Origin of the sequence: Priestia sp. 179-F W1.4 NHS, assembly GCF_045369295.1 — a bacterium.
GTDB lineage: Bacteria > Bacillota > Bacilli > Bacillales > Bacillaceae_H > Priestia > Priestia zanthoxyli.
Map to the genome: position 1 here is coordinate 1212361 of NZ_JBIQFF010000001.1, position 19586 is coordinate 1231946.

The window sequence follows — 19586 nt, forward strand, 5'->3', positions numbered from 1 at the left end:
CGGGCAAAGATCAGCTCTTTACAGTGAACTTTTCAAACACTCGGTTAATTTACGAACTTAAATCTGTATTTCTAGAAATACCGAAATATAAAAACAAAAGGTGTGATTTATTTTGTCAAATATGTGGAAAATTTATTTGTTAGCTGCCATTAGTTTTCTTAATGGTACATCAGAATATGTTATTGCCGGAATCTTAGACAGAATTGCTGAGGCCAATAACATTTCAGTTTCATCTGCAGGACAGCTAATTACCGTGTTCTCAGTAGCTTTTGGAGCAGGGACACCTTTTCTAATTGCTATGACTGCTCGACTGGAACGAAAAAAACTTCTTGTCTATGCTTTAACCGTTTTCTCTGTCATCAATATTCTTATTGCGATTATAACAGGTTATGAAATGCTAATGGCAGCTAGAATCATCTCTGCCCTTAGTGCCGGCGTTATTCAAGTTACGCTTTTAACCCTTGCTGCAGTTTTAGCAGCTCCAGGAAAGCAGGGAGGTGCGATTGCTACAGTTGTTACGGGGCAAAGTACTGCTTTGGTTGTAGGTGTACCTATAGGAAGAGTTGTGGCTTCGCATTATGATTGGAATGTAATATTCATTGGGCTTGGTGTAGTAGGATTACTTTTCACCGCCTTAGCGTCGTTTACTATACCAAAAACAGTTGCTGAAGAACCTGTACCTTTGCGTGAGCAGTTTAAATTTCTTATGAAACCACGTATCTCAGCATACTTGCTCATTACGTTTCTATGGTTAGGTTCATATTCCATTGTATTTACGTACATTTCACCGTATTTCTTAAATACATTCGGAATGAGCAATCAAGGGGTAACTACAGCTCTCTTTATATTTGGTATTGCTAGCGCTATTGGATCCAAATTAGGAGGTTTTAGTACAGATAAGTGGGGATCATTTCGTACATTAACTGGAGGAATATTACTCCATGCTATTGCACTATTGCTATTTCCGTTTATCGATCAATTTGCTTTTCTTTTCTATGTATTGCTTATTTTCTGGGCGCTTTCAGCTTGGTCTTCCGGCGCGCCAATACAATTTCAGCTTATAAGCCTTGCTCCTTCTGCGGCAAGCATTGTACTTAGTTTACACAGTGCTTTTGGACAACTTGGAATGGCAGCTGGAGCTGGTATCGGCGGTGTTGCTGTCAAAAATGGATTGTTGAATTATATTCCTTGGATTGGTGCTTTTGCTCTTGCCGTTTCTGTCGTAGTAATTGTTGCCGACAACGTTCTATCTAAACGAAAACAGACCAAACAAACTCAGAGCAATCTTTGTATAGAAAAATAAAAGTCTTATATTTAACGTAGCAAAAGACCACTTGTTTTATACAAGTGGCTTTTTACGTTGGCTATTTTTTTGTTTTGAATCACTATACAAAGCGAACATCGATTAAATCGCTTAACCTCATTTTGTTCCCAAAGATGTTGAATTTTTAGGTGGAGAAGATTTAAGTACCGTATTAGTCCACGGATATGCTAACGGTAAAGAGAAGAAAAAAGAGGTGTCTGTCACAGTAGATTACGGTGATGATTACCGAGTAACAGGGTACAGATACAATTAAAGAAAACGTATGTAGAGAACTCTGTACACCTTAATGGAAGCCTTACATAATAAACACGTATACCTTAGATATTATGTATAACAAAAACGAGATGCAAACGATTATGCATCCCGTCATGTGAAGAAGGAAAAATCAGCTTTTAATGCAGCATATGATCTTTAAGGAACACCTCATTTACGTAATTCCATTGCCTAATGAAACAGTCACTTGAAAAAGTATATTCTCTTTAACAAACACCTCATTTAAGCATTGAACTAAAAAATATACAATGTGAACGAAATCGTTCTTGGTCTGGGACAAACACCTCATTTGTATAGTGATAAATGAATATTATTGTCTACCCATTATATATATTCTTACTACGTTCATGACTACCATCCCCTTATGAATCAAACATACATCGATTTACAATAAGGTTTTCTGAAATATGCCTGCTGTAGACACCTCATCCCAAATGTAAGAAGCTTTGTAATGATTAGTTGTAATCAATAACTTGTTTTCCTTCTTCCCTAATTAGAATATCCCAATAGCCTCTTTATAATTCAGTAAAGTTAACAGGTGTTTTTTGGATTACATATATCCTTTATTTATAAGAAAGATTAAATAGTGAATTATCATGAATAGCTATAATAAATGGAGATATATATACATATTCAATATGCTCGAGCATTTATAAGCTATGCTACATATGCCTACCATAAGTCTTGGTAGGGGAAAGATGAATAGCTAGAACTTGTTGAAGGGGATATTTTTCTTGTTTGCTATCAACTCTACTATATGTTACACTACAGATAACTTATTTTTGTTCGGTATATTGAGAAAAGAAAAAACCCTAAGTAGAAGTTTTTATCTTGAAATAGTATGTTTGGGCAAGATTAGTAATACATTTGTGGAGTATTCCACAGCAGGAGGCAACATTATGACACAAGGTACAGTAAAATGGTTTAATGCAGACAAAGGTTTCGGTTTCATCGAAGTTGAAGGCGGAGAAGATGTATTCGTTCATTTCAGTGCTATTCAAGGTGAAGGTTTCAAATCATTAGAAGAAGGTCAAAAAGTTACTTTTGATATCGAGCAAGGTCAACGCGGAGCACAAGCTGCTAACGTTCACAAAGCATAATTAAAAGTGATAAAAAAAGACTCCTGTGAAGGGGTCTTTTTTTATGGTGTCATAATTAGCATACTATTGGTTCAATAGAAAACCCAGGCTTTGAAAAAGCCTGGGTTTTAGACAAGACGATTGGTACAAGGTTAACTAGTTATAACATACAACAGAAATAGAAAGCAAATAGGAACCAAGACTTCTTTATGGATAAATAGTGTTTAATCTTTTAGAAAGCATAGGTTTATATTATTTTTTATGCGGATTACGGGGGATTTTATCAATAAGCCGTTTTTTAGCTTCCATCTGACTTTTACACAAAGGACATTTCTGATGACTATCGTAAGAGAAGTCTTTCCTCATCCAGCCTTTACACTCTTCTACTGTACATTCCCAAATTTCTGTTTCCTCTTGAATCGGAGGTTCTTGATTTCTTTTACTATAATGCATATTAATCACTGCTCCTCTCTTTAGAAGTATACCTTATAAAGAGAGCATACATACTAGACTTGAGTCAATAACTTGGACACAAAAAAACTGTCTCAAATAAGACAGTCTAAAAACGAACCTCTATTAGAAAATAGGTAAATTATCTTCAGTCGATGATTGATAGCCATCACCTAAAATCCAAATTTGCTGATTATCTGGTGCGGAGTTCTTAGTGTATAAGACACTTTTGGGTGAAAGCACAGTGCTAGCTGTACCTGCTTTGATAATGTTAGAACTTGAACCTAAAGTTGGAGAGTATTGATAGTTTACAGTATCTGTATCGATTTCAAAATGTAAGTGTGCTCCTGTAGAATACTTTCCTGTGTTTCCGTAAACACCTAAAGCCGTATCTTTTGTGACGCTTTGACCTTTTGCTACTTTTATTGATGCAAGGTGATTATAACGAATTACAATGTCTTTGGTCGCTTTTGTACTATGAATGTATGCTTGAGGATATTTTACTATAATCGTATTACCTAGAACCCCATCATATCCAGTGGCTAAAACTTTCCCTTTACCACTTGCCCAAACTGTACGATCACTTGTTGCTGAGACTAAATCCCAACCGTAATGTTTGAAGCCAAACTTTTGTTGGTATTTAGTATTGAGGTATCCGGCTGTAATTCGTGCATTATTAATTGGTTGAATTAACTTTTGCGAAGCCGCCTCTGCAAACGTTGGTAAAGCTATTCCCATAGAAAAAACAAATAATGTAACTAAACTAAGTATTTTTTTCATATTACCCTCCTTTTTTGTCTATATTATCATATAAATGTAATAAAAAATCCAAATTTACCAAAAAATAATATTTTACATTAAAGATACAATCTATATACAGCTATGTATTCATGTAGTGACCATGGTTTAACTATGATTAAAGAAAATCAATGTTCTGAATATATATTTTTTCTAATAGATACAATTATTGTGCTAGAATCAAACAACTCATGTTTTATAAAACATGAGTTGTTGTTTAACTAATTTTTTCTACAATTATATAATGTTTATTAATAGTGCCTATAGAACAATGTCCAACAATTGAAATATTCTTTATTATAGATTCGACGTTATTCATAGAAATAATTTGGAAAACTTTAGAGTTTTTATTGAAAAAAGAACGTTTGTTCCTATATAATATAGAGAACGAATGTTCTTTTTTTGTAGGTTCTTTGAATCTAGTATGAGTAGCTATCAAACAGAGTCATTATATGTACCGACATGAAGGCATTCCTTGCTTTGTTTTGTTTCTCTATATTAAATATAAATGTTGGAGAAGAGGAGAAAATGAGATTGTTGGAGGATATTATAATCAGCGCGAAAGAAGCCTATGCGCTTGCCAAAACGATTAATTAAATTTGGCTTTCTCTTTAAGAACATCCAATTATACTATCATCTTAAAGGGAAAAGATAACCAAGATAAAAATTATATAAAATTAGTTTCTAAGGAGAAATAACATTGAACTCTACACTCAATAATTCAGAAGATATAAAAAGGGAAGAAGGACAAAAGCAGCTGCTTGAAAAAAGTCTTCAAGCCCATAGAAATAAAAAATGGATAATCAACTTTACTTGTACTATATCTTTTCTTTTAGCAATATTATGTTTTTGCTTTCAAGTGTCAGACGCTATAATTATTGCTATTATCTTACTGTTCATATGTGTAACTTTCCAAACCGCACATAAAATGTTAGATAGAAAAATAGAGTTGCGCTTGAAACGTATAAAGCAGGATCATAGAAAGACCATATTCAAGATAAAATAAATCCTAACTTCCTGCCTATATTTTTCTAAAGTTTAGACAATCTTGCCGCGAACCAATAATGCGTCATTTTTTTGCCTGTTAGTTTAAAGTTAAAGGTTTTTGAATAGATGTGTAATCCAAGAATGAACGCTTTTTTACTTGTTATTGAACTCACTCGATACTTTAGTTTAAAAAAGGAGGGTTTTATGAATTACTCTAAACTGCTTCAATATCAAGGCTGTATTTATTTAAACTCTATATTTGAACCTGAGGATAACGCGTTAATAGTGGATATTGAACGTTGCAAAGTTAATGGAAATGCAGCTGAAGAGATAACAGGAGAAAGCACTTCTTCTTCGTATGCCTCTATTGATGTGGATTACGCACTCCCTATAATTCGACTTACATTTGATTGGTACATTGCATACTCTGTTAGAAACGAAAGTTTTACTGTAATAGATGAGTATGAAATGTATAAAGGAAGCGCTTTTGCAGTTTATTCAAAGTCCAGATATCTAGATTTTATCGAAATTGGTACCGTAGCTGACGATATACACCCTGGCCCGTTTAAACACTATGGAATACATACTTTAAACCATATAATTGATGTGGTTTCGACTGAACCTCCAAGTATTTCAGTAATAAAAAGAGATCACGAACCAAAGTGAAAAAATGAGGTTAATATGTAGCACATTAACTATGTTAAGAGGGTAGCAATGCTTAAGGAATCAAGGGGTGTTATAAGAAGAGAATAGCTTTGCTATAACATTTTGGAATATTTAAGATATTCAGACGCGATTTCGAGGGAAGAAATACAAACCACGTATTATTAATTGAAGAGAGTTATAAACATAAGGGGTAAAAACAATGGAATTTTATGAGGCGTTAACCTATGTAAATGAGAACTTTTATAAACCCAATCACTTCGCTATAAAAGCTATTCGAGAAGAAGCTCAGAATTCAGATTATGGCGCTGGTATCTTTCAGTTAAATTCAAAATCTGTACGATTTAGGGTGGCGAAAACTACACCTAATAAGGTAGGACAGTTTGTATCCTTTTGGGAAAAAGATGCGACTCATAAAAACCAGGCCTTTTCGGATGGAAAAGCTACCGATTTACTGGTTATTAATACCTTCACTAGTACAAATAGATTTGGACAATTCATTTTTCCAAAAGAAGTTCTTTTAAAGCAAAAAATTCTTAAAACGGCTACCACAAAAGGCAAGATGGCAATTAGAGTGTACCCGATATGGGATAAACCAACTAGCAAACAAGCTATTGAAACACAGAAATGGCAATTAGAATATTTTGTTGAGATAAATGATGCGAACAATTTGCCCCGCTCAAAATTATTAAAGCTATACTCCTAGAGGGGTAACGATTGAAGCCTTACATACGAATTAACAAGTGCATATAAGGAGGGTCAATGCGTAACAGAGACAGGATTCATTCAGTTTGTTGATTCTCTTGGTAATTTATTTACCTTCATGGATCACATACGGTTAAGTGAACCAATCGACGTTCGCTTTGTATAGTGAGCAAACATGCTTAAAATGTTTATAATTTTAACAACTATCAAGTCAATAGAAGAAGGGCATTTCCTACATTTGAAGAATAGTAACACCATTAAATGAATTGACGGCTGACTGTCTCATTGCGAGAGCCACAGATTAAAAAATTGAATAGGAGTGTTCTTTGATGACAAATAGCAAAATGAATCCTAAGGTTGATGAATTTTTAACTAAAGCTAAAAAGTGGAAAGAAGAATATCAGACGTTGAGAAAGATTGTTCTTGACTGTGAGCTGACCGAAGATTTTAAATGGATGAATCCTTGTTACACGTTTGAGGAAAAAAACATTGTTTTAATGCATGGATTTAAAGAATACTGTGCGCTGCTGTTTCCTAAAGGTGCTCTGTTACGAGATTCTCATGGTGTTTTAATCCAACAAACGGAGAATGTACAAGGGGCGCGGCAAATTCGGTTTACCAATGTGCAACAAATAGTTGAAAAGGAAGCCATCTTAAAAGCGTATATTTATGAGGCCATTGAGGTGGAAAAAGCCGGAGTAAAAGTCAAAACTAAAAAGCCTGAAGAACTCATTATTCCTGATGAGCTACAACACAAATTTGATGAAATACCTGCTTTAAAAACGGCTTTTACTGCATTGACTCCAGGACGGCAAAGAGCATATATTCTTCATTTTTCTGCGGCCAAACAATCTAAGACTCGAGAATCAAGGGTTGAAAAATGCATTCCAAACATTCTTAATGGAAAAGGATTAAATGATTAGTACATTTTATTTAAAACATGGCGAATATAAGTTGTTAATGTATTTGAGTTAAAAATGAAATAAGGTGAAGTGAACTGACTGATGTTCCATTTGTATAAAAGTAGAGTAGATTAAAAAATTTTTTATTCTAGGAGAAAATGCTATGGAAGTTTTTGCAGAATATTTAGCGCGTATAGATAGCCCTGACCACCGTGACCGAACAGAGGAGGTTTTGGCTTGGGTTGCTAATACTTTCCCGAATTTGGAACCACAAATTAAATGGAATACGCCAATGTTTACTGATCATGGAACACTTATCGTTGGTTTTTCTTCAGCGAAACATCATTTGAGCGTTTCACCTGAAGAAACAGGGATGGCGCACTTTAATCATGACATCGCTCAGGCTGGATACAGTGCTACCAAAGGCCTGTTTCGAATTCTATGGACTGAGCCGGTAAACTATGAATTACTAAAAAAAATAATCGAGTTTAATATGTTAGATAAGAAAGACTGTTCAACTTTTTGGCGTAAATAAAAAGCAGATTATGAACGGAGAAGAAGGAGGGTACAGAACGGTGGACTTTGAAATGGTTATGAAAGAACTTGAAGCGCTTGGTACGGAACGAATTAAAAAGACTTACATAAACAATGGTGCACACGATCCACTTTTTGGAGTGGCAACAGGAAAAATGAAGCCGATTGCAAAGAAAATCAAGAAAAATCAGGCTTTGGCCGAGCAACTTTATGCGTCTAGCAATTATGACGCTATGTATTTTGCTGGTATCATTGCAGACCCAACAGAGATGACTGCGGAGGATTTTGAGCGTTGGATCGATAAAGCGTATTTTTACATGCTATCCGATTATGTAGTTGCAGTCACTTTGTCAGAAACCGATTTTGCGCAAGTTGTTGCTGATAGATGGGTGGCAAGCGATGAAGAATTGAAAATGTCAGCAGGTTGGAGTTGCTACTGCTGGCTTTTGGGTAATCGTCCTGACGATGAATTTAGCATAAGCAAGATTGCCGATATGCTTAATCAAGTGGAAAATACGATTCACGATTCTCCAGATCGAACGAAATCGGCTATGAATAATTTTATCTATACAGTCGGTGTTTCATATTTGCCACTTCATGAAAAGGCCCTTGAAACTGCAAAGACAGTAGGTCCAGTCGAAGTTAAGAAGGATAAGAAAAAAAGTAGTATTCTTCTTGCTTCCGAAAACATTCAAAAGGATATAGATAGAGGACGGATTGGTTTCAAACGCAAACATGTAAGGTGTTAGCATGATTTGTAATGTAGCTACACTATCTGAAACGAGACTAACAAGCATTTAATAATAGTTAGCTTACTATACGCATGATGTTTTGTTTCTCCATAAATCATCCATTGAAGAAGTGGCAGGGGATAAAAGCTAAAAAACTCTTGTGAAAAGGAGAGAATAAAAATGAAAATCCAAAAGGGAAATCTAAGAATCTGTCATAAAGGACACAAATATTATAAAAGCAGTAGCTGTCCGACCTGCCCAACTTGTGAGCAAGAACGCAAACCCGACAACGGATTTCTTTCCATGCTATCAGCACCAGCAAGACGAGTATTGGAAAACAACGGGATAACTTCTTTGCAGCAGCTATCAACATTTAGTGAAAAAGAGATATTACAATTTCATGGTATGGGTCCGGCTTCTTTACCTAAACTTAGAGCAGCTTTGCAGACCAATGGGTTAGCCTTTAAAAATTAAATATTAAGGATAGTTAAAACAAGAAATAGATTGGGATAAAGTGTACACATACGCTGAATTTCTGGATATGCAAGGATGTTAAGAGATAAATAGGGGGAAAAAGAAGGGTTGGAGATTTAAGTGATGAATAACAAACTAGATAAAGCATTAGCGTTACGAAAGAATGGAAATCACAAAGAATCTAACGAATTGCTAGGTGAATTAGTTAAGGAATGTCCAGACAATGCTTTATATAACTATCAATGTGCTTGGAGCTTTGACGTATTAGGAGAAGAAGAAAAGGCAGTGCCCTTTTACGAAAATGCCATAAAGATAGGATTACCTCCTAAAGATATGGAAGGTGCAGTATTAGGATTGGGCAGCACATATAGAGCCTTGGGGGAGTATGAAAAGTCAAAAGAGACATTTTTAAAAGGAATAGAATTATTCCCAGATAATCATGTAATTAAAGTGTTTTATTCCATGACCTTATACAATTTAAAAGAACATAGCAAAGCGATGGAACTGTTACTGAAATGCTTAATAAGTACGACAAATGACAATGAAATACTAAGTTATAAAAAAGCCTTACATTTCTATTCAGATAAACTAGATCAGACTTGGAAGTAGCTTATAAAATTCACTGAAATATACGTTCTTTTCCTGAAACGAGGAGAGGACTTTTTTGTAACAATATTGGCAGGCTTCCTTTGATAAAATGACTTTTAAAATGATAGACTGTGAAGAAATACATTTAAACTATAGGAGGCTTTGTTGGGTAAGAAAGCCCTTACATATTATATATGTCTAATATGTAAGGAGCCCTATACGAATTACATTTGAAATAGGAGATTCCTGCTTTGGATCTTGCGCTTCTTTCTTTGTTGAAGCACTTATGTTTGTACAACCCTATCCTTACTAAACTCTTCTTCAATTAGCTTATCCATGAGAAAATGATAAAAAACGTGATAATTTGTTTTAGTTAGTTTGTCCAGTTCCTGGTGAGTGATGATATTATGTTGGATGAGTAAACCTATAGCAGCTGATATACAATTTACTTTTAAATCTTCTTCCCCTAACATATAAATCACCTTCCCTTATTTACTAAGTAACCCATTCTATATAATAGGCATACTTAAGACACGGACTGATATAAGCTCTTTTCTCAAATTATGGATATCGTGCTGATAGAAAATAATCATAAAATATTCTCAACACTTTTTGATGCATACTGTTATCTTTATATACTTTGCTTTTTTTTCCTGCAAAAAAAACAAAATGATTTCAATTTTCCCTTATTTTGGAATGGTGTATTTGTTTTTAACAGTTAGAGAAGCTTTTGAGCGCTCAGTATGTATCTGAATGTCAACAGCAAGAACTTATGAACACCATCGGAGGAAAGTGGAAAAGGGGATTTTAACCATGCTATATAAACCGCCCTGTAGGTAATTATTAAATTATATAGGGGAATTTACAGCTCAATAAAATACTGTTATTACAAGTTAGTGAGGTAGAAGTATGAAAGAAACCAATAGTAAGAATCTAAAATCAGAAATTATAAAAAAGCATGAGGTATTATTTGCAAAGAGATTGGAACTTGAGAGTGAAGCAAGCCGTTTGATGTTAGAAATTAATTTATTGGACGCACAGAATACTCTTAATAAAGTAAGTCAGTTAAACCAAAAAATAGATGAGATAACCTCTGAAATGGATTATTTGAAACAAGCTCTTGAAGCCATTAATTAAGCTATATATCAAAGTGTAACTAATTCTATAAGTATAAGCACGAGCAAATTTAAAAAACGTGATCAACATGGAAGAGAAAGAAGGTATTTCTATGAAATCTATCTTATTAATTGGACAATCAAATATGGCAGGCAGAGGATTTATTGAGGATGTACCGCCGATTTATAATGAGCATATACATATGTTACGAAACGGTAGATGGCAAACGATGGCAGAACCACTTAATTTTGATCGTCACATATCTGGCGTTGGGCCAGCACCTTCTTTTGCTCAAGCTTGGACAGAGGATCATCCGGGCGAGTCCATTGGGTTAATACCATGTGCCGAGAGAGGAAGCTCAATTGATGAGTGGACAATTGACGGGCTATTAACCAGACACGCGATTTCTGAAGCGAAATTCGCAATGGAAACAAGTGAGTTAGTGGGAATTCTATGGCATCAAGGAGAAAGCGACAGTTACGGAGAACGTTATAAGACGTATGAAGATAAATTGCTTTCATTATTTAAACACTTGAGAGAAGAATTGAATGCACCAGATATCCCGATTGTTATCGGTGAGTTGGGACATTACCTTGGAGAAGTCGGATTTGGAAAAAGCGCTGTAGAATATAAACAAATAAACCAGATATTATCTAAAGTTGCCCATGCTGAAAAAAATTGTTATTTTGTAACATCAAAAGGCTTAACAGCAAATCCAGATGGCATTCATATTGACGCCGTTTCCCAAAGAAAGTTTGGATTAAGATACTATGAGGCTTTTTCAAAACAAAAGCATGTGTTAGATGTTTTGGACAGTGAGCATGAATGGATTGAAAAGGAAGCAAAGCGTGAACTAACTAAAAATGAACGTATATTTGTTGAAAGTATGAAGTTTGCCTTGGGACAATTAAGTTTTGAAGAGTTTTCTATTAATGTCTCTACTATTAATGAAAGTAAGTAAAGCAGAATTAAAAGGTTGAGGCAGATTACAGGATAAACCCAACAGAAAGCTTGCAGTATTGCTAAAGAAGGAGAAAAGTAATGAAAAAAGCTCTCATTTTTTATGCAGCTCTTATACTCCTAGTCGTAGGCGCAGGAATGTACATGAACCATTCTAAAGAAAAACAAATGGAGCAAAAACAAAATGATCAAATGTTCCATAAGGCGGAGCAGGCAGCCGTTACATATTTTAAAGAAAAAAGACATAAAGACTTAGTGGTGGAAAAAGCAGATTTTGCGGACCATGGTTTTGATTATATAGAGGTAACGGGGAAGGTGAAAGAAGATAACTCTAAGCAATACTTAGTAAACGTCAGCTACAATGATAACTACCGCGTTACTTCTATTGTAGATATGGATTAAAAACAGATAGAAAATGCTAAAAAAGCACTCACCAACAGTGAGTGCTTTTCCATTAAATAAACAATCCAACCATAATACCTGTTAAAATCGATCCCATTGTCGCTACTAGCAGCATCTTCAATCCGAACTTTGCAACGCGTGAAGCTTGTTCGCCGTTGATTGCTTGGATCGTACCAAGAACGATACCAATTGAGCTGAAGTTTGCAAATGAGATTAAGTAAGCTGATACGATACCGACCGTTTTTTCAGAAAGGTGAGGCATCATTTTTTGGAAGTCAAGCATGGCAACGAATTCGTTTGCTACTACTTTTGTTCCCATTACGCCGCCGGCTCTCATTAGTTCATCTGCCGGGATACCCATGATAAAGGCAATTGGGTAGAAGATATAGCCTAAAATGTCTTGAACCGTTAATCCAATTACGCCGTTTAATACGTAGTTCACTAATGCTAAAAGACCAACATACGTTACAAGCATTGCTGCTACGATTAACGCAACGCGTCCGCCGTCTAGTGCTCCGTCACCGATTGCTTCAAACAGCGTGCCTTGCTTAGCAGGTGCTTTAATATCGACTTCGTTTTCATCTTCTACTTTTACAGGTGCAACGATAGAAGAAACAATTAAACCAGAGAATACGTTTAGCGGAAGGGCAATTAATACGTATTCCGCCGGAATCATCTGCATGTATGCGCCTAGAATTGAACAAGAAACGGATACTAAAGATGTTGTTGTGACGATAAATAAACGGTTTGGTGTTAAACCTCCGATGTGGTTTTTCACCGCAATTAGCGCCGTTGTATCACCAAAGATCATCGCGTTCACGGCTGTGAAGCTTTCAATTTGGGGAAGTCCGGTAATTTTTGAAACAAGTCCTCCAATATATTTGATCCCAAAGGGTAAAATACGAGAGTAGTTTAAAATGCTTAATAATGCTGAAACGAATACAATCATAACTAACGTTTGGATAAAGAAAATGCCTTTTCCTGCAAGATCTCCAAACACGAACGAAATTCCATCGTTACCAAATGATAAGATCTTTGTAAATACACTTGTGATAAAGTCAAGCACCTTGCGACCAATCGATGTATTCATCATAAAAGCAGAGATAGCAAGCTGGATGACAAGCATAACTGCGATGCCTTTATAGTTGATAAGTTTCCTGTCGTTTGACATGAGGAATGCAACTGCTAAGATAATTACAATCCCGATAATTCCCATTAAAATTGACATTTACTTTTCTCCTTACATGTATCCTATATTTATAAAAGAGGGACGTGCATAGAAATGACTATGCAAATCGGCCTCTATTTTATACAAAAACGGAACTTCTACGCCAATTCTGTTAAAAATGGGCAAAATTTTTTAGGCCATTATAAAAAATGACGTAATTGTAAAATAATATTTACTATGTGCTAATATGTAAAAAAACATGCAGAACTGACATAATAACTTATATTTCGACAGCCTCTACTATCTTAAATCATTTTGAACAAAAGAAAAAGGGGAAATGAAGATATTTTTAATATAATTGTGAAATATTTTTAAAAATTTATGATACTTCCGGTTCTTGGAATTACAGCATGAGAAGTAAAAAAGAGACAAAATCACTTATAATACGTCGTTTGAGAGAAATATTTCCTTTTTAATGGTAGAATATTCATGAAGAATGACAAAGCAAAAGTACAAAGGAGTTAACAATGAATACGATTCAAACCTTTTTTTCAAAGCATCCAAAATGGTCGTACACTGGAAATTTTGTGGTAACACTAGCGTGCGTAGCGGTGTTTCCGTCTGTATTTATGCCGACCGTTTCAGGAGTGCTGCTTGGATTTGTCGCAGCTACCGCTATTAATTATACATTAGGACTTAAGTGGAAGCCGCTGAGAGAGCTAACAAGTAAATAAAATGCTCTATAAGTGTGGTAAACTAGTAAAAATGATAAAAGAGGTGTAAACATAATGACAACACCCGAGAGAAAGCTGATTCATTTAGCGACCGGTATGCCTGAACAAATGGCATACGGCCCTGACAAAGAAATGCGTACAGGCATCTGCAAAAAGCAAGTAGACGAAACGTTTTTAGCAAAAGAAGGGTTTCAAGGCGACGGCGTAGCGGACTTAAGGTATCACGGCGGACCCGATCGTGCGGTGTGCGTGTATCCGTATGAGCACTATAAAAAATGGAACGAAGAGTTTGACACGGAGCTGCCGATGTCTGCGTTTGGAGAAAATCTTGTCTTAGCGGGCATGGTTGAAAAAGACGTATGCATTGGAGACGTTTATCAAGTGGGAGACGCCGTTATTCAAGTGACGCAAGGGCGAAACCCATGTGACACGATTACAAAGAGAACGGGCGTTAAAGGGATTTTAAAACGAATGATTGAGACAAGCTATACCGGCTATCTTTGCCGGGTGCTGAAAGAAGGTACGATTACGAAAGATGCGGAAGTGAAATTAATTCAAGCTCATCCGGACCAAGTATCCGTGTGGTTCACGCTTGATTTATATTTCCATCATTCAAAAGATGTAGAAGGAATGCAGCGGGCTTTAGAAGTGGCTGAGCTTGCGGAAGACTGGAAAAATAAATTTCAAACGCGGATTGAAAAGGCGCTTTCTGTCGCGCAGCGATAAAAAGTAAATGCCCTCCAATCGTTAGAACGTATCTAACGATTGGAGGGCATTTTTTCTTAGAAGCGTCCGTATCCTAAGAAATGATTTTGATAGTAAGAAACATCTAGGTCAGCTACAGCTACACCGTGTGAACCAGCATGAATCATTTGGCCGTTTCCGATGTAGATTCCCATGTGAGATGGGCCGCTTGTGTATGTGTTTTGGAAGAATACTAGATCGCCTGGTTGTGGAGACGAAATTTTTGTCGCCATGTTCCAGTAGTTAGCTACGCTTGTACGTGAAATGCTGTGACCGCTATGGTTGAACACGTATGCGATAAAGCCTGAGCAGTCAAATCCGCTTGGTGTGTTTCCTGCCCATTGGTAAGGTGATCCTACTAAACTACGTGCAACATTTACTGTGCTTCCAGAAGCCGTGCTTGTTGTTGGAGCAGGTGCTGGTGTACTAGTTTCTTTTGCTGCTGATGTAGATGCTGTAGAAGTAGAAGGAGTTGATGTGCTTACACCTTTTACTTGGCTTGCGCTTGGTTTACCTGATGCAATTGTTACGTAGCTTGAGCTTTTTGAAATCCATTTGTTTGGTGCAATTTCAACTAAGCCGTTTGCTTCTTTTAAAATAGCAAACTCTTGGCCTTGTGTTGCAGTTCCAACAACTGGAGATGAAAAGCTAGCTCCTTGACGAATATTTAACGCACTCACGTTTACGATGACTTTTTGATTAGTAGTAGTAGTTGCTTGTTGTTGAGGTACGCTTGGCGTTACCTTTTCTTGTACGGGTGCTGGTGCAGCGCCTCCGTCATTTGCACTTGCTGAAGTTGTGCTAAATGTTAGGGCAGCGGGAACAAGTAATGCTGCTAACCCCATATTCATAACTGTACGATTTGCTTTCTTTAGCATGTTCTTTCTCCCTTTCCATAACTTGTTTTATTCACAACTGTGAGTCTATCAATCCTGACAGGAAAAGTAAACATCTAATTCCAAATTACGACATTTTGTAACATAGTTTTAATATTAAAGGGCGATATAAGTAGAATTGTCACCTTCTCTGTAATAATTCTGATAATTTATCTAGGTAGAAATGTTTAGGAGATTCATAGATTTATTAGAAAATATGTAAGCTAAATGAAAAGGGGGAGCAGAAACCCAGCAGCTGAATGGCTTCAAGGCTTTTAGGATGTATAAAAGCTATAGGTGAAAAGTGATATCCTCACTAGCGATGTGCTTTATTTTTTTCTAAATGAGCCACATAGAGAGGAAAGATACGCTGTCATAAAAGAAACTCAGTTACTATAACTGCTATACATAAATTACATCAAAAGCCTCCAGTTGAAGCGAGTGAAAAAGAAGCGTAGTATACAAGGAGGAATGAACGCGTGAATCATTTACATTCATATATGTAGGAGTGGTTGTTGTATGAAACAGTCATCATCTTTTATTAATGGAATTCTTTTAGCTGCTCTTGTACTGATTTGGGGATTAACGTGGCCGATGTCGAAGCTGGCGCTTGGCTATTCATCGCCTATTTTGTTATCTGGACTGCGGTCATTAAGTGCGGGAATCATCTTATTAGCAGTCGCACTGCCAAGAGCTAAACAGCTTCACTGGAAGCAGAACTGGCGTAAATATATGGTGTCAGGTCTATTTAATTCAATCTTATTCTACGGTCTGCAAACGATTGGACTTATGTTTATGCCAGCAGGGGTCTTCAGCGTGATTGTCTACTTGCAGCCGGTGCTCATCGGCATCATTGCATGGATGTGGATTGGAGAAAGCATGAACGCTGTGAAGATAGGTGGCTTGCTTCTTGGTTTTGTAGGTGTAGCTACCATCAGCACGGGAGAATTATCTGCTAATGCTTCAGCCGTTGGAATTATTCTTGCTGTGCTTACGGCACTGAGTTGGGCGATTGGAACTGTCTATATTAAACGTATTAGTGACAGTGTAGATGGCATTTGGCTTATTACCATTCAAAGTCTTGTCGGCGGAGTGGTTATGACAGCGGCTGGCAGCGGAGTGGAAGGGTGGTCTCATATGGTATGGAATCCATCATCTGTGCTGCTGCTTTTATTTTTAGCACTGTTTTCCGTTGCCATTGCATGGCTTATTTACTTTTATTTAATCAGTAAAGGCGAGGCCAGCAAAGTGGCGTCCTTTAATTTTCTTGTTCCCATTATTTCAATTGTCATTGGCACGCTCTTTTTAGACGAACCGTTTACGTCGTCACTTCTTGTAGGGCTGGTGCTTATTATTATCAGTATTTATTTAGTGAATAAAAAAGCGAAGAATCAAAAGTTAAAGCCCTCTGATGGAGGAGACCAGGCAGCTTGAAATCACCCATAGAAAAACCGTATTCGCAACTCGAATACGGTTTTTCTTCTATTCAGCAACTTCTGTTTCATTTGCTTTTAGCTTTTCATAAAAGACGCCAAGCGAAGTCGTTACGTACGGAACAAGCCATAATAACCCGATACCAAGCGTGATCATACTTAAAATGCCCCAGCCGATAAAGCTTAAAACGAGTAAAAAGTAGGTCCACTTGTAGCCGTTCATTAACCGTCTGCTTTCAGTAATAGACTGGTTCACCGAATAATCTGGGTTATCGCGGAATACGTAGTAAGCCTGTGAATAGGCAAGGCTTTTGATGATGCCGGGAATGATTAGTAAAATACTCCACAGCACGGTATAAATAATCGTTAGCAAGTAAAGTCCGAGTGTTCTAAAGTATAATCCCGCAGATGAAAACGAATCAAACACGTTTCCTACACGTACACTTTCTCCTCGCACCAGACGCAATAGTACCCAGTAGTAAGAAAAAAAGAGCGGTACGAGCAGCAGGGATACAATATTAGCTAAGGTAGACTGTGAGTATTCGGTTTCAGACCCACTTGGAAATCCGTTAACAAGAAAGTCAATAAGTCCTGGAATACCGGCAGCAATTAGATACGTAACGAACGTAAGCAGTACGGCGAATCCCCAGCGGTTTTTCAGCGCTGTGAGTGCACCTTGCTTCACTTCTTTTATTCTCATAACTTGATGTCCCCCTCTAGGTGAGTTTATACAGAGAATTTAACCTGTACATTAGTCAATATATTAGCGATTTTTAAATATATGAATGCTTGCACTAATAAGTTGGATAAAGTTTTTTAGAGACTTGAAATTTATGGAAAGTCCTTTAAAATGGAAGTATAAGGATATTTTAAGTCGGAAGGAGGGACGGAAATGACGCTTGTGTATTTGCTGATTCTGGCAGTCGTTTATATCTTTCTGGATCTTGCCATGCGAAAGAAGCTGAATACAAAGATGAAAAAAAGCTATTGGAGAAGCTTTAAGGGAAGGCGTCCGCTGTTTATCACACTTGAAATGGTGATGCTTGCTGCGTTTTTAGTGCTGATCTTTGTTATACCTCCAGCCTATACCTCCGTTTTTATGTTTCTTTTCTTTTTTTTCCTGTACGTAATTCGAGGATTTGAAGAATGGAAGTTTGAAAGAAAACAAAAAGAGCACTATCATTCGTGGTTTGGTGCAACTTTTTTCTTATTTGGGACGTTTGTATTACTGATGACAGATATGTAAAACAAAATTGTGAAACGACGAAATGAACCGCGGTTGATTTCCGTGCAAGACTGCGCTTTCCGCGGGCGGCCGGTGAGCCTCCTCGTCGCGAACGCTCCTGCGGGGTCTCACTTGTTCCGCTTTTCCCGCAGGAGTCTTCGTCTTGCCCTCCAATCAACCATTAGAAGCACCTACATATATGAAACAAACCTACATGCACCATACCCATAAAAAAATCCGAACGAATTGAATTCTGCATCAAGAATCAAGTTCGTTCGAATTTTTCTTCAATTAAATAAACTACTTATATACAAGCCTCTTTTTTTACGTAAAGCATTGAACAACTGTGCCTTTATTCTTCTCTACGTTAACACGAGCATACGCGCCGTTAATAAGCGTGAGCTGAGGAGGAAGGTGGCCGCAGTCGATGTCATAGATAACTGGAATATGTAAGTCAGAGGCGAGGTCATGATACACGTCTTCAGCCGTGTAGAAATCAACGGGTTCATTAGCTATGCTTCTGCCAAATAAAATACCCGAGCAGTTATCAAACCAGCCCGCTAGCTTAAGCTGAAGAAGCGAACGGCGAAGGTCTACAGTCGTCAGTTCACAGTTGTCAAAGTACCAAATGACCGGTTCTGAAGGAATATGTTTTTCTCGAAAAGCTTTGACGTCTCCAAAAGAAGTGCCGGCTAAGTGTCTGATCACGTCGATACATCCTCCAAGCAAGCGCCCTTCGAGGTGAACGTCACGTGACTCTGTATGTTTCCAAGCCGTTTGCTCGGTTAAATGAAACACGCATGGTGACGGGTTATCGTGCTGCCATTCTGTTTGATAGGAATCAGAAGAAACTTGAGCTACGCTTTCGCCTTCTTTGGTTGTTAATACCTGCTGCCACATCGCAGTCGTTGGATCCCAGTACTCTCCGCGTAAATCCACAAAGTTCGTTCCATGAGCCGTTGCGATTCCCGTATTAAGTGTAATAGCCAGCAGAAGAACGCTGGTGTCAGAGTAACCAAGCACCCATTTTGTTTTCCATTTTGTAAAGTCAAGATGTTCAAGAATTTCAATGAGCAGCTCGCCTCCCCAAGGCGGGATAAGGATATCAATGTTTTCATCAGCAATCATGGCTTGAAGCTCATTTGCACGTTTTTTAGGAGAAGCAGATTTTGCTTTGTGCTGCGTCCATACGGTTGCACCCGGTATAACAGAAAAACCTTTTTCCTTCATTCGTTCACACGATAAAGAAAACATGGAATGAAGAGGCTTCGGTACACCGGAAGACGGTGCGGTTACGCCGATGGTTGGGTTAGATGTAAGAAAAGGATAGGTAATCATAGCGGCCTCCTTCAAAGGTTTTAGCTTATTTTACCAGCGAGAGAAATACGGAACAAGCTTATTTTTTATTTAATTTAGGAAGA

At 37.1% G+C, this 19586-nt stretch carries 24 protein-coding genes; 17 read left to right on the top strand and 7 right to left on the bottom strand.

Going from position 1 to position 19586, the window contains the following annotated elements:
* The first annotated feature begins 121 nt into the window (after window positions 1-121).
* Entirely contained in the window at window positions 122-1303 is a 1182-nt protein-coding gene (locus ACH0CI_RS06330) for an MFS transporter (RefSeq protein WP_406901374.1), read from the top strand.
* 1193 nt (window positions 1304-2496) lie between these two features.
* Complete coding sequence (locus tag ACH0CI_RS06335) at window positions 2497-2697, top strand: cold-shock protein (RefSeq protein ID WP_033580115.1); 201 nt, start codon at window positions 2497-2499, stop codon at window positions 2695-2697.
* A gap of 231 nt (window positions 2698-2928) precedes the next feature.
* Here ACH0CI_RS06335 and ACH0CI_RS06340 read toward each other — a convergent pair whose 3' ends face one another.
* Window positions 2929-3129: a cold-inducible protein YdjO-related protein gene (locus ACH0CI_RS06340; protein ID WP_033580116.1), complete on the bottom strand. Its 201-nt coding sequence runs from the start codon at window positions 3127-3129 to the stop codon at window positions 2929-2931.
* Between the two features lie 123 nt (window positions 3130-3252).
* Window positions 3253-3906, bottom strand: a complete 654-nt coding sequence (locus ACH0CI_RS06345) for a M23 family metallopeptidase (protein ID WP_406901057.1) — start codon at window positions 3904-3906, stop codon at window positions 3253-3255.
* Window positions 3907-4624: 718 nt separating this feature from the next.
* Between ACH0CI_RS06345 and ACH0CI_RS06350 the strand changes: the two genes are divergently transcribed.
* The 8 genes from ACH0CI_RS06350 (at window position 4625) to ACH0CI_RS06385 (ending at window position 9529) form a co-directional block, all read left to right on the top strand.
* Window positions 4625-4930, top strand: a complete 306-nt coding sequence (locus tag ACH0CI_RS06350; protein ID WP_335708259.1) for a hypothetical protein — start codon at window positions 4625-4627, stop codon at window positions 4928-4930.
* Between the two features lie 185 nt (window positions 4931-5115).
* Complete coding sequence (locus tag ACH0CI_RS06355; protein ID WP_406901058.1) at window positions 5116-5577, top strand: hypothetical protein; 462 nt, start codon at window positions 5116-5118, stop codon at window positions 5575-5577.
* A 199-nt stretch (window positions 5578-5776) separates the two neighbouring features.
* Window positions 5777-6280 carry a MepB family protein gene (locus ACH0CI_RS06360; protein ID WP_335708261.1) on the top strand — a complete coding sequence of 168 codons (504 nt, stop codon included), beginning with the start codon at window positions 5777-5779 and terminating at the stop codon, window positions 6278-6280.
* A 328-nt stretch (window positions 6281-6608) separates the two neighbouring features.
* Entirely contained in the window at window positions 6609-7202 is a 594-nt protein-coding gene (locus tag ACH0CI_RS06365; protein WP_406901059.1) for a YdeI/OmpD-associated family protein, read from the top strand.
* A gap of 142 nt (window positions 7203-7344) precedes the next feature.
* Entirely contained in the window at window positions 7345-7716 is a 372-nt protein-coding gene (locus ACH0CI_RS06370) for an iron chaperone (protein ID WP_406901060.1), read from the top strand.
* 40 nt (window positions 7717-7756) lie between these two features.
* Window positions 7757-8464 (top strand): DNA alkylation repair protein, encoded by a 708-nt coding sequence (locus ACH0CI_RS06375; RefSeq protein ID WP_406901062.1) that lies wholly within the window; start codon window positions 7757-7759, stop codon window positions 8462-8464.
* Between the two features lie 162 nt (window positions 8465-8626).
* Window positions 8627-8920 (top strand): RNA polymerase alpha subunit C-terminal domain-containing protein, encoded by a 294-nt coding sequence (locus tag ACH0CI_RS06380; protein ID WP_406901063.1) that lies wholly within the window; start codon window positions 8627-8629, stop codon window positions 8918-8920.
* A gap of 123 nt (window positions 8921-9043) precedes the next feature.
* On the top strand, window positions 9044-9529 hold the full coding sequence (locus ACH0CI_RS06385; RefSeq protein ID WP_275210945.1) for a tetratricopeptide repeat protein: 486 nt from the start codon (window positions 9044-9046) through the stop codon (window positions 9527-9529).
* Between the two features lie 263 nt (window positions 9530-9792).
* On the opposite strand, the gene ACH0CI_RS06390 is transcribed toward ACH0CI_RS06385, so the two are convergent.
* Window positions 9793-9981, bottom strand: coding sequence for a hypothetical protein (locus ACH0CI_RS06390; protein ID WP_014458940.1), 189 nt, complete (start codon window positions 9979-9981; stop codon window positions 9793-9795).
* Window positions 9982-10417: 436 nt separating this feature from the next.
* Between ACH0CI_RS06390 and ACH0CI_RS06395 the strand changes: the two genes are divergently transcribed.
* The 3 genes from ACH0CI_RS06395 (at window position 10418) to ACH0CI_RS06405 (ending at window position 11986) form a co-directional block, all read left to right on the top strand.
* Window positions 10418-10645 carry a hypothetical protein gene (locus ACH0CI_RS06395; RefSeq protein WP_335708267.1) on the top strand — a complete coding sequence of 76 codons (228 nt, stop codon included), beginning with the start codon at window positions 10418-10420 and terminating at the stop codon, window positions 10643-10645.
* Window positions 10646-10736: 91 nt separating this feature from the next.
* Window positions 10737-11585 (top strand): sialate O-acetylesterase, encoded by an 849-nt coding sequence (locus ACH0CI_RS06400; RefSeq protein ID WP_406901375.1) that lies wholly within the window; start codon window positions 10737-10739, stop codon window positions 11583-11585.
* 80 nt (window positions 11586-11665) lie between these two features.
* The gene (locus tag ACH0CI_RS06405) at window positions 11666-11986 is read left to right on the top strand and encodes a hypothetical protein (RefSeq protein WP_335708268.1); all 321 of its coding nucleotides are present in this window, start codon (window positions 11666-11668) and stop codon (window positions 11984-11986) included.
* Between the two features lie 52 nt (window positions 11987-12038).
* On the opposite strand, the gene ACH0CI_RS06410 is transcribed toward ACH0CI_RS06405, so the two are convergent.
* Entirely contained in the window at window positions 12039-13214 is a 1176-nt protein-coding gene (locus ACH0CI_RS06410) for a NupC/NupG family nucleoside CNT transporter (RefSeq protein ID WP_025750788.1), read from the bottom strand.
* A gap of 467 nt (window positions 13215-13681) precedes the next feature.
* Between ACH0CI_RS06410 and ACH0CI_RS06415 the strand changes: the two genes are divergently transcribed.
* Both ACH0CI_RS06415 and ACH0CI_RS06420 read left to right on the top strand, forming a co-directional pair.
* Complete coding sequence (locus tag ACH0CI_RS06415; protein ID WP_335707440.1) at window positions 13682-13888, top strand: hypothetical protein; 207 nt, start codon at window positions 13682-13684, stop codon at window positions 13886-13888.
* A gap of 54 nt (window positions 13889-13942) precedes the next feature.
* Window positions 13943-14614: an MOSC domain-containing protein gene (locus ACH0CI_RS06420; protein WP_182030850.1), complete on the top strand. Its 672-nt coding sequence runs from the start codon at window positions 13943-13945 to the stop codon at window positions 14612-14614.
* Between the two features lie 56 nt (window positions 14615-14670).
* Here ACH0CI_RS06420 and ACH0CI_RS06425 read toward each other — a convergent pair whose 3' ends face one another.
* Entirely contained in the window at window positions 14671-15510 is an 840-nt protein-coding gene (locus ACH0CI_RS06425; protein WP_406901065.1) for a C40 family peptidase, read from the bottom strand.
* A gap of 516 nt (window positions 15511-16026) precedes the next feature.
* Between ACH0CI_RS06425 and ACH0CI_RS06430 the strand changes: the two genes are divergently transcribed.
* Window positions 16027-16941: a DMT family transporter gene (locus tag ACH0CI_RS06430; protein ID WP_335707438.1), complete on the top strand. Its 915-nt coding sequence runs from the start codon at window positions 16027-16029 to the stop codon at window positions 16939-16941.
* A gap of 48 nt (window positions 16942-16989) precedes the next feature.
* On the opposite strand, the gene ACH0CI_RS06435 is transcribed toward ACH0CI_RS06430, so the two are convergent.
* On the bottom strand, window positions 16990-17640 hold the full coding sequence (locus ACH0CI_RS06435; protein WP_048019392.1) for a DUF975 family protein: 651 nt from the start codon (window positions 17638-17640) through the stop codon (window positions 16990-16992).
* Between the two features lie 273 nt (window positions 17641-17913).
* On the opposite strand from ACH0CI_RS06435, the gene ACH0CI_RS06440 reads away from it, so the two are divergent.
* Window positions 17914-18186 carry a DUF4181 domain-containing protein gene (locus tag ACH0CI_RS06440; protein WP_406901376.1) on the top strand — a complete coding sequence of 91 codons (273 nt, stop codon included), beginning with the start codon at window positions 17914-17916 and terminating at the stop codon, window positions 18184-18186.
* 303 nt (window positions 18187-18489) lie between these two features.
* Here the strand turns inward: ACH0CI_RS06440 and ACH0CI_RS06445 are convergent, their stop codons facing one another.
* Window positions 18490-19503 (bottom strand): S66 family peptidase, encoded by a 1014-nt coding sequence (locus ACH0CI_RS06445; protein ID WP_335707435.1) that lies wholly within the window; start codon window positions 19501-19503, stop codon window positions 18490-18492.
* Window positions 19504-19586: the final 83 nt, after the last annotated feature.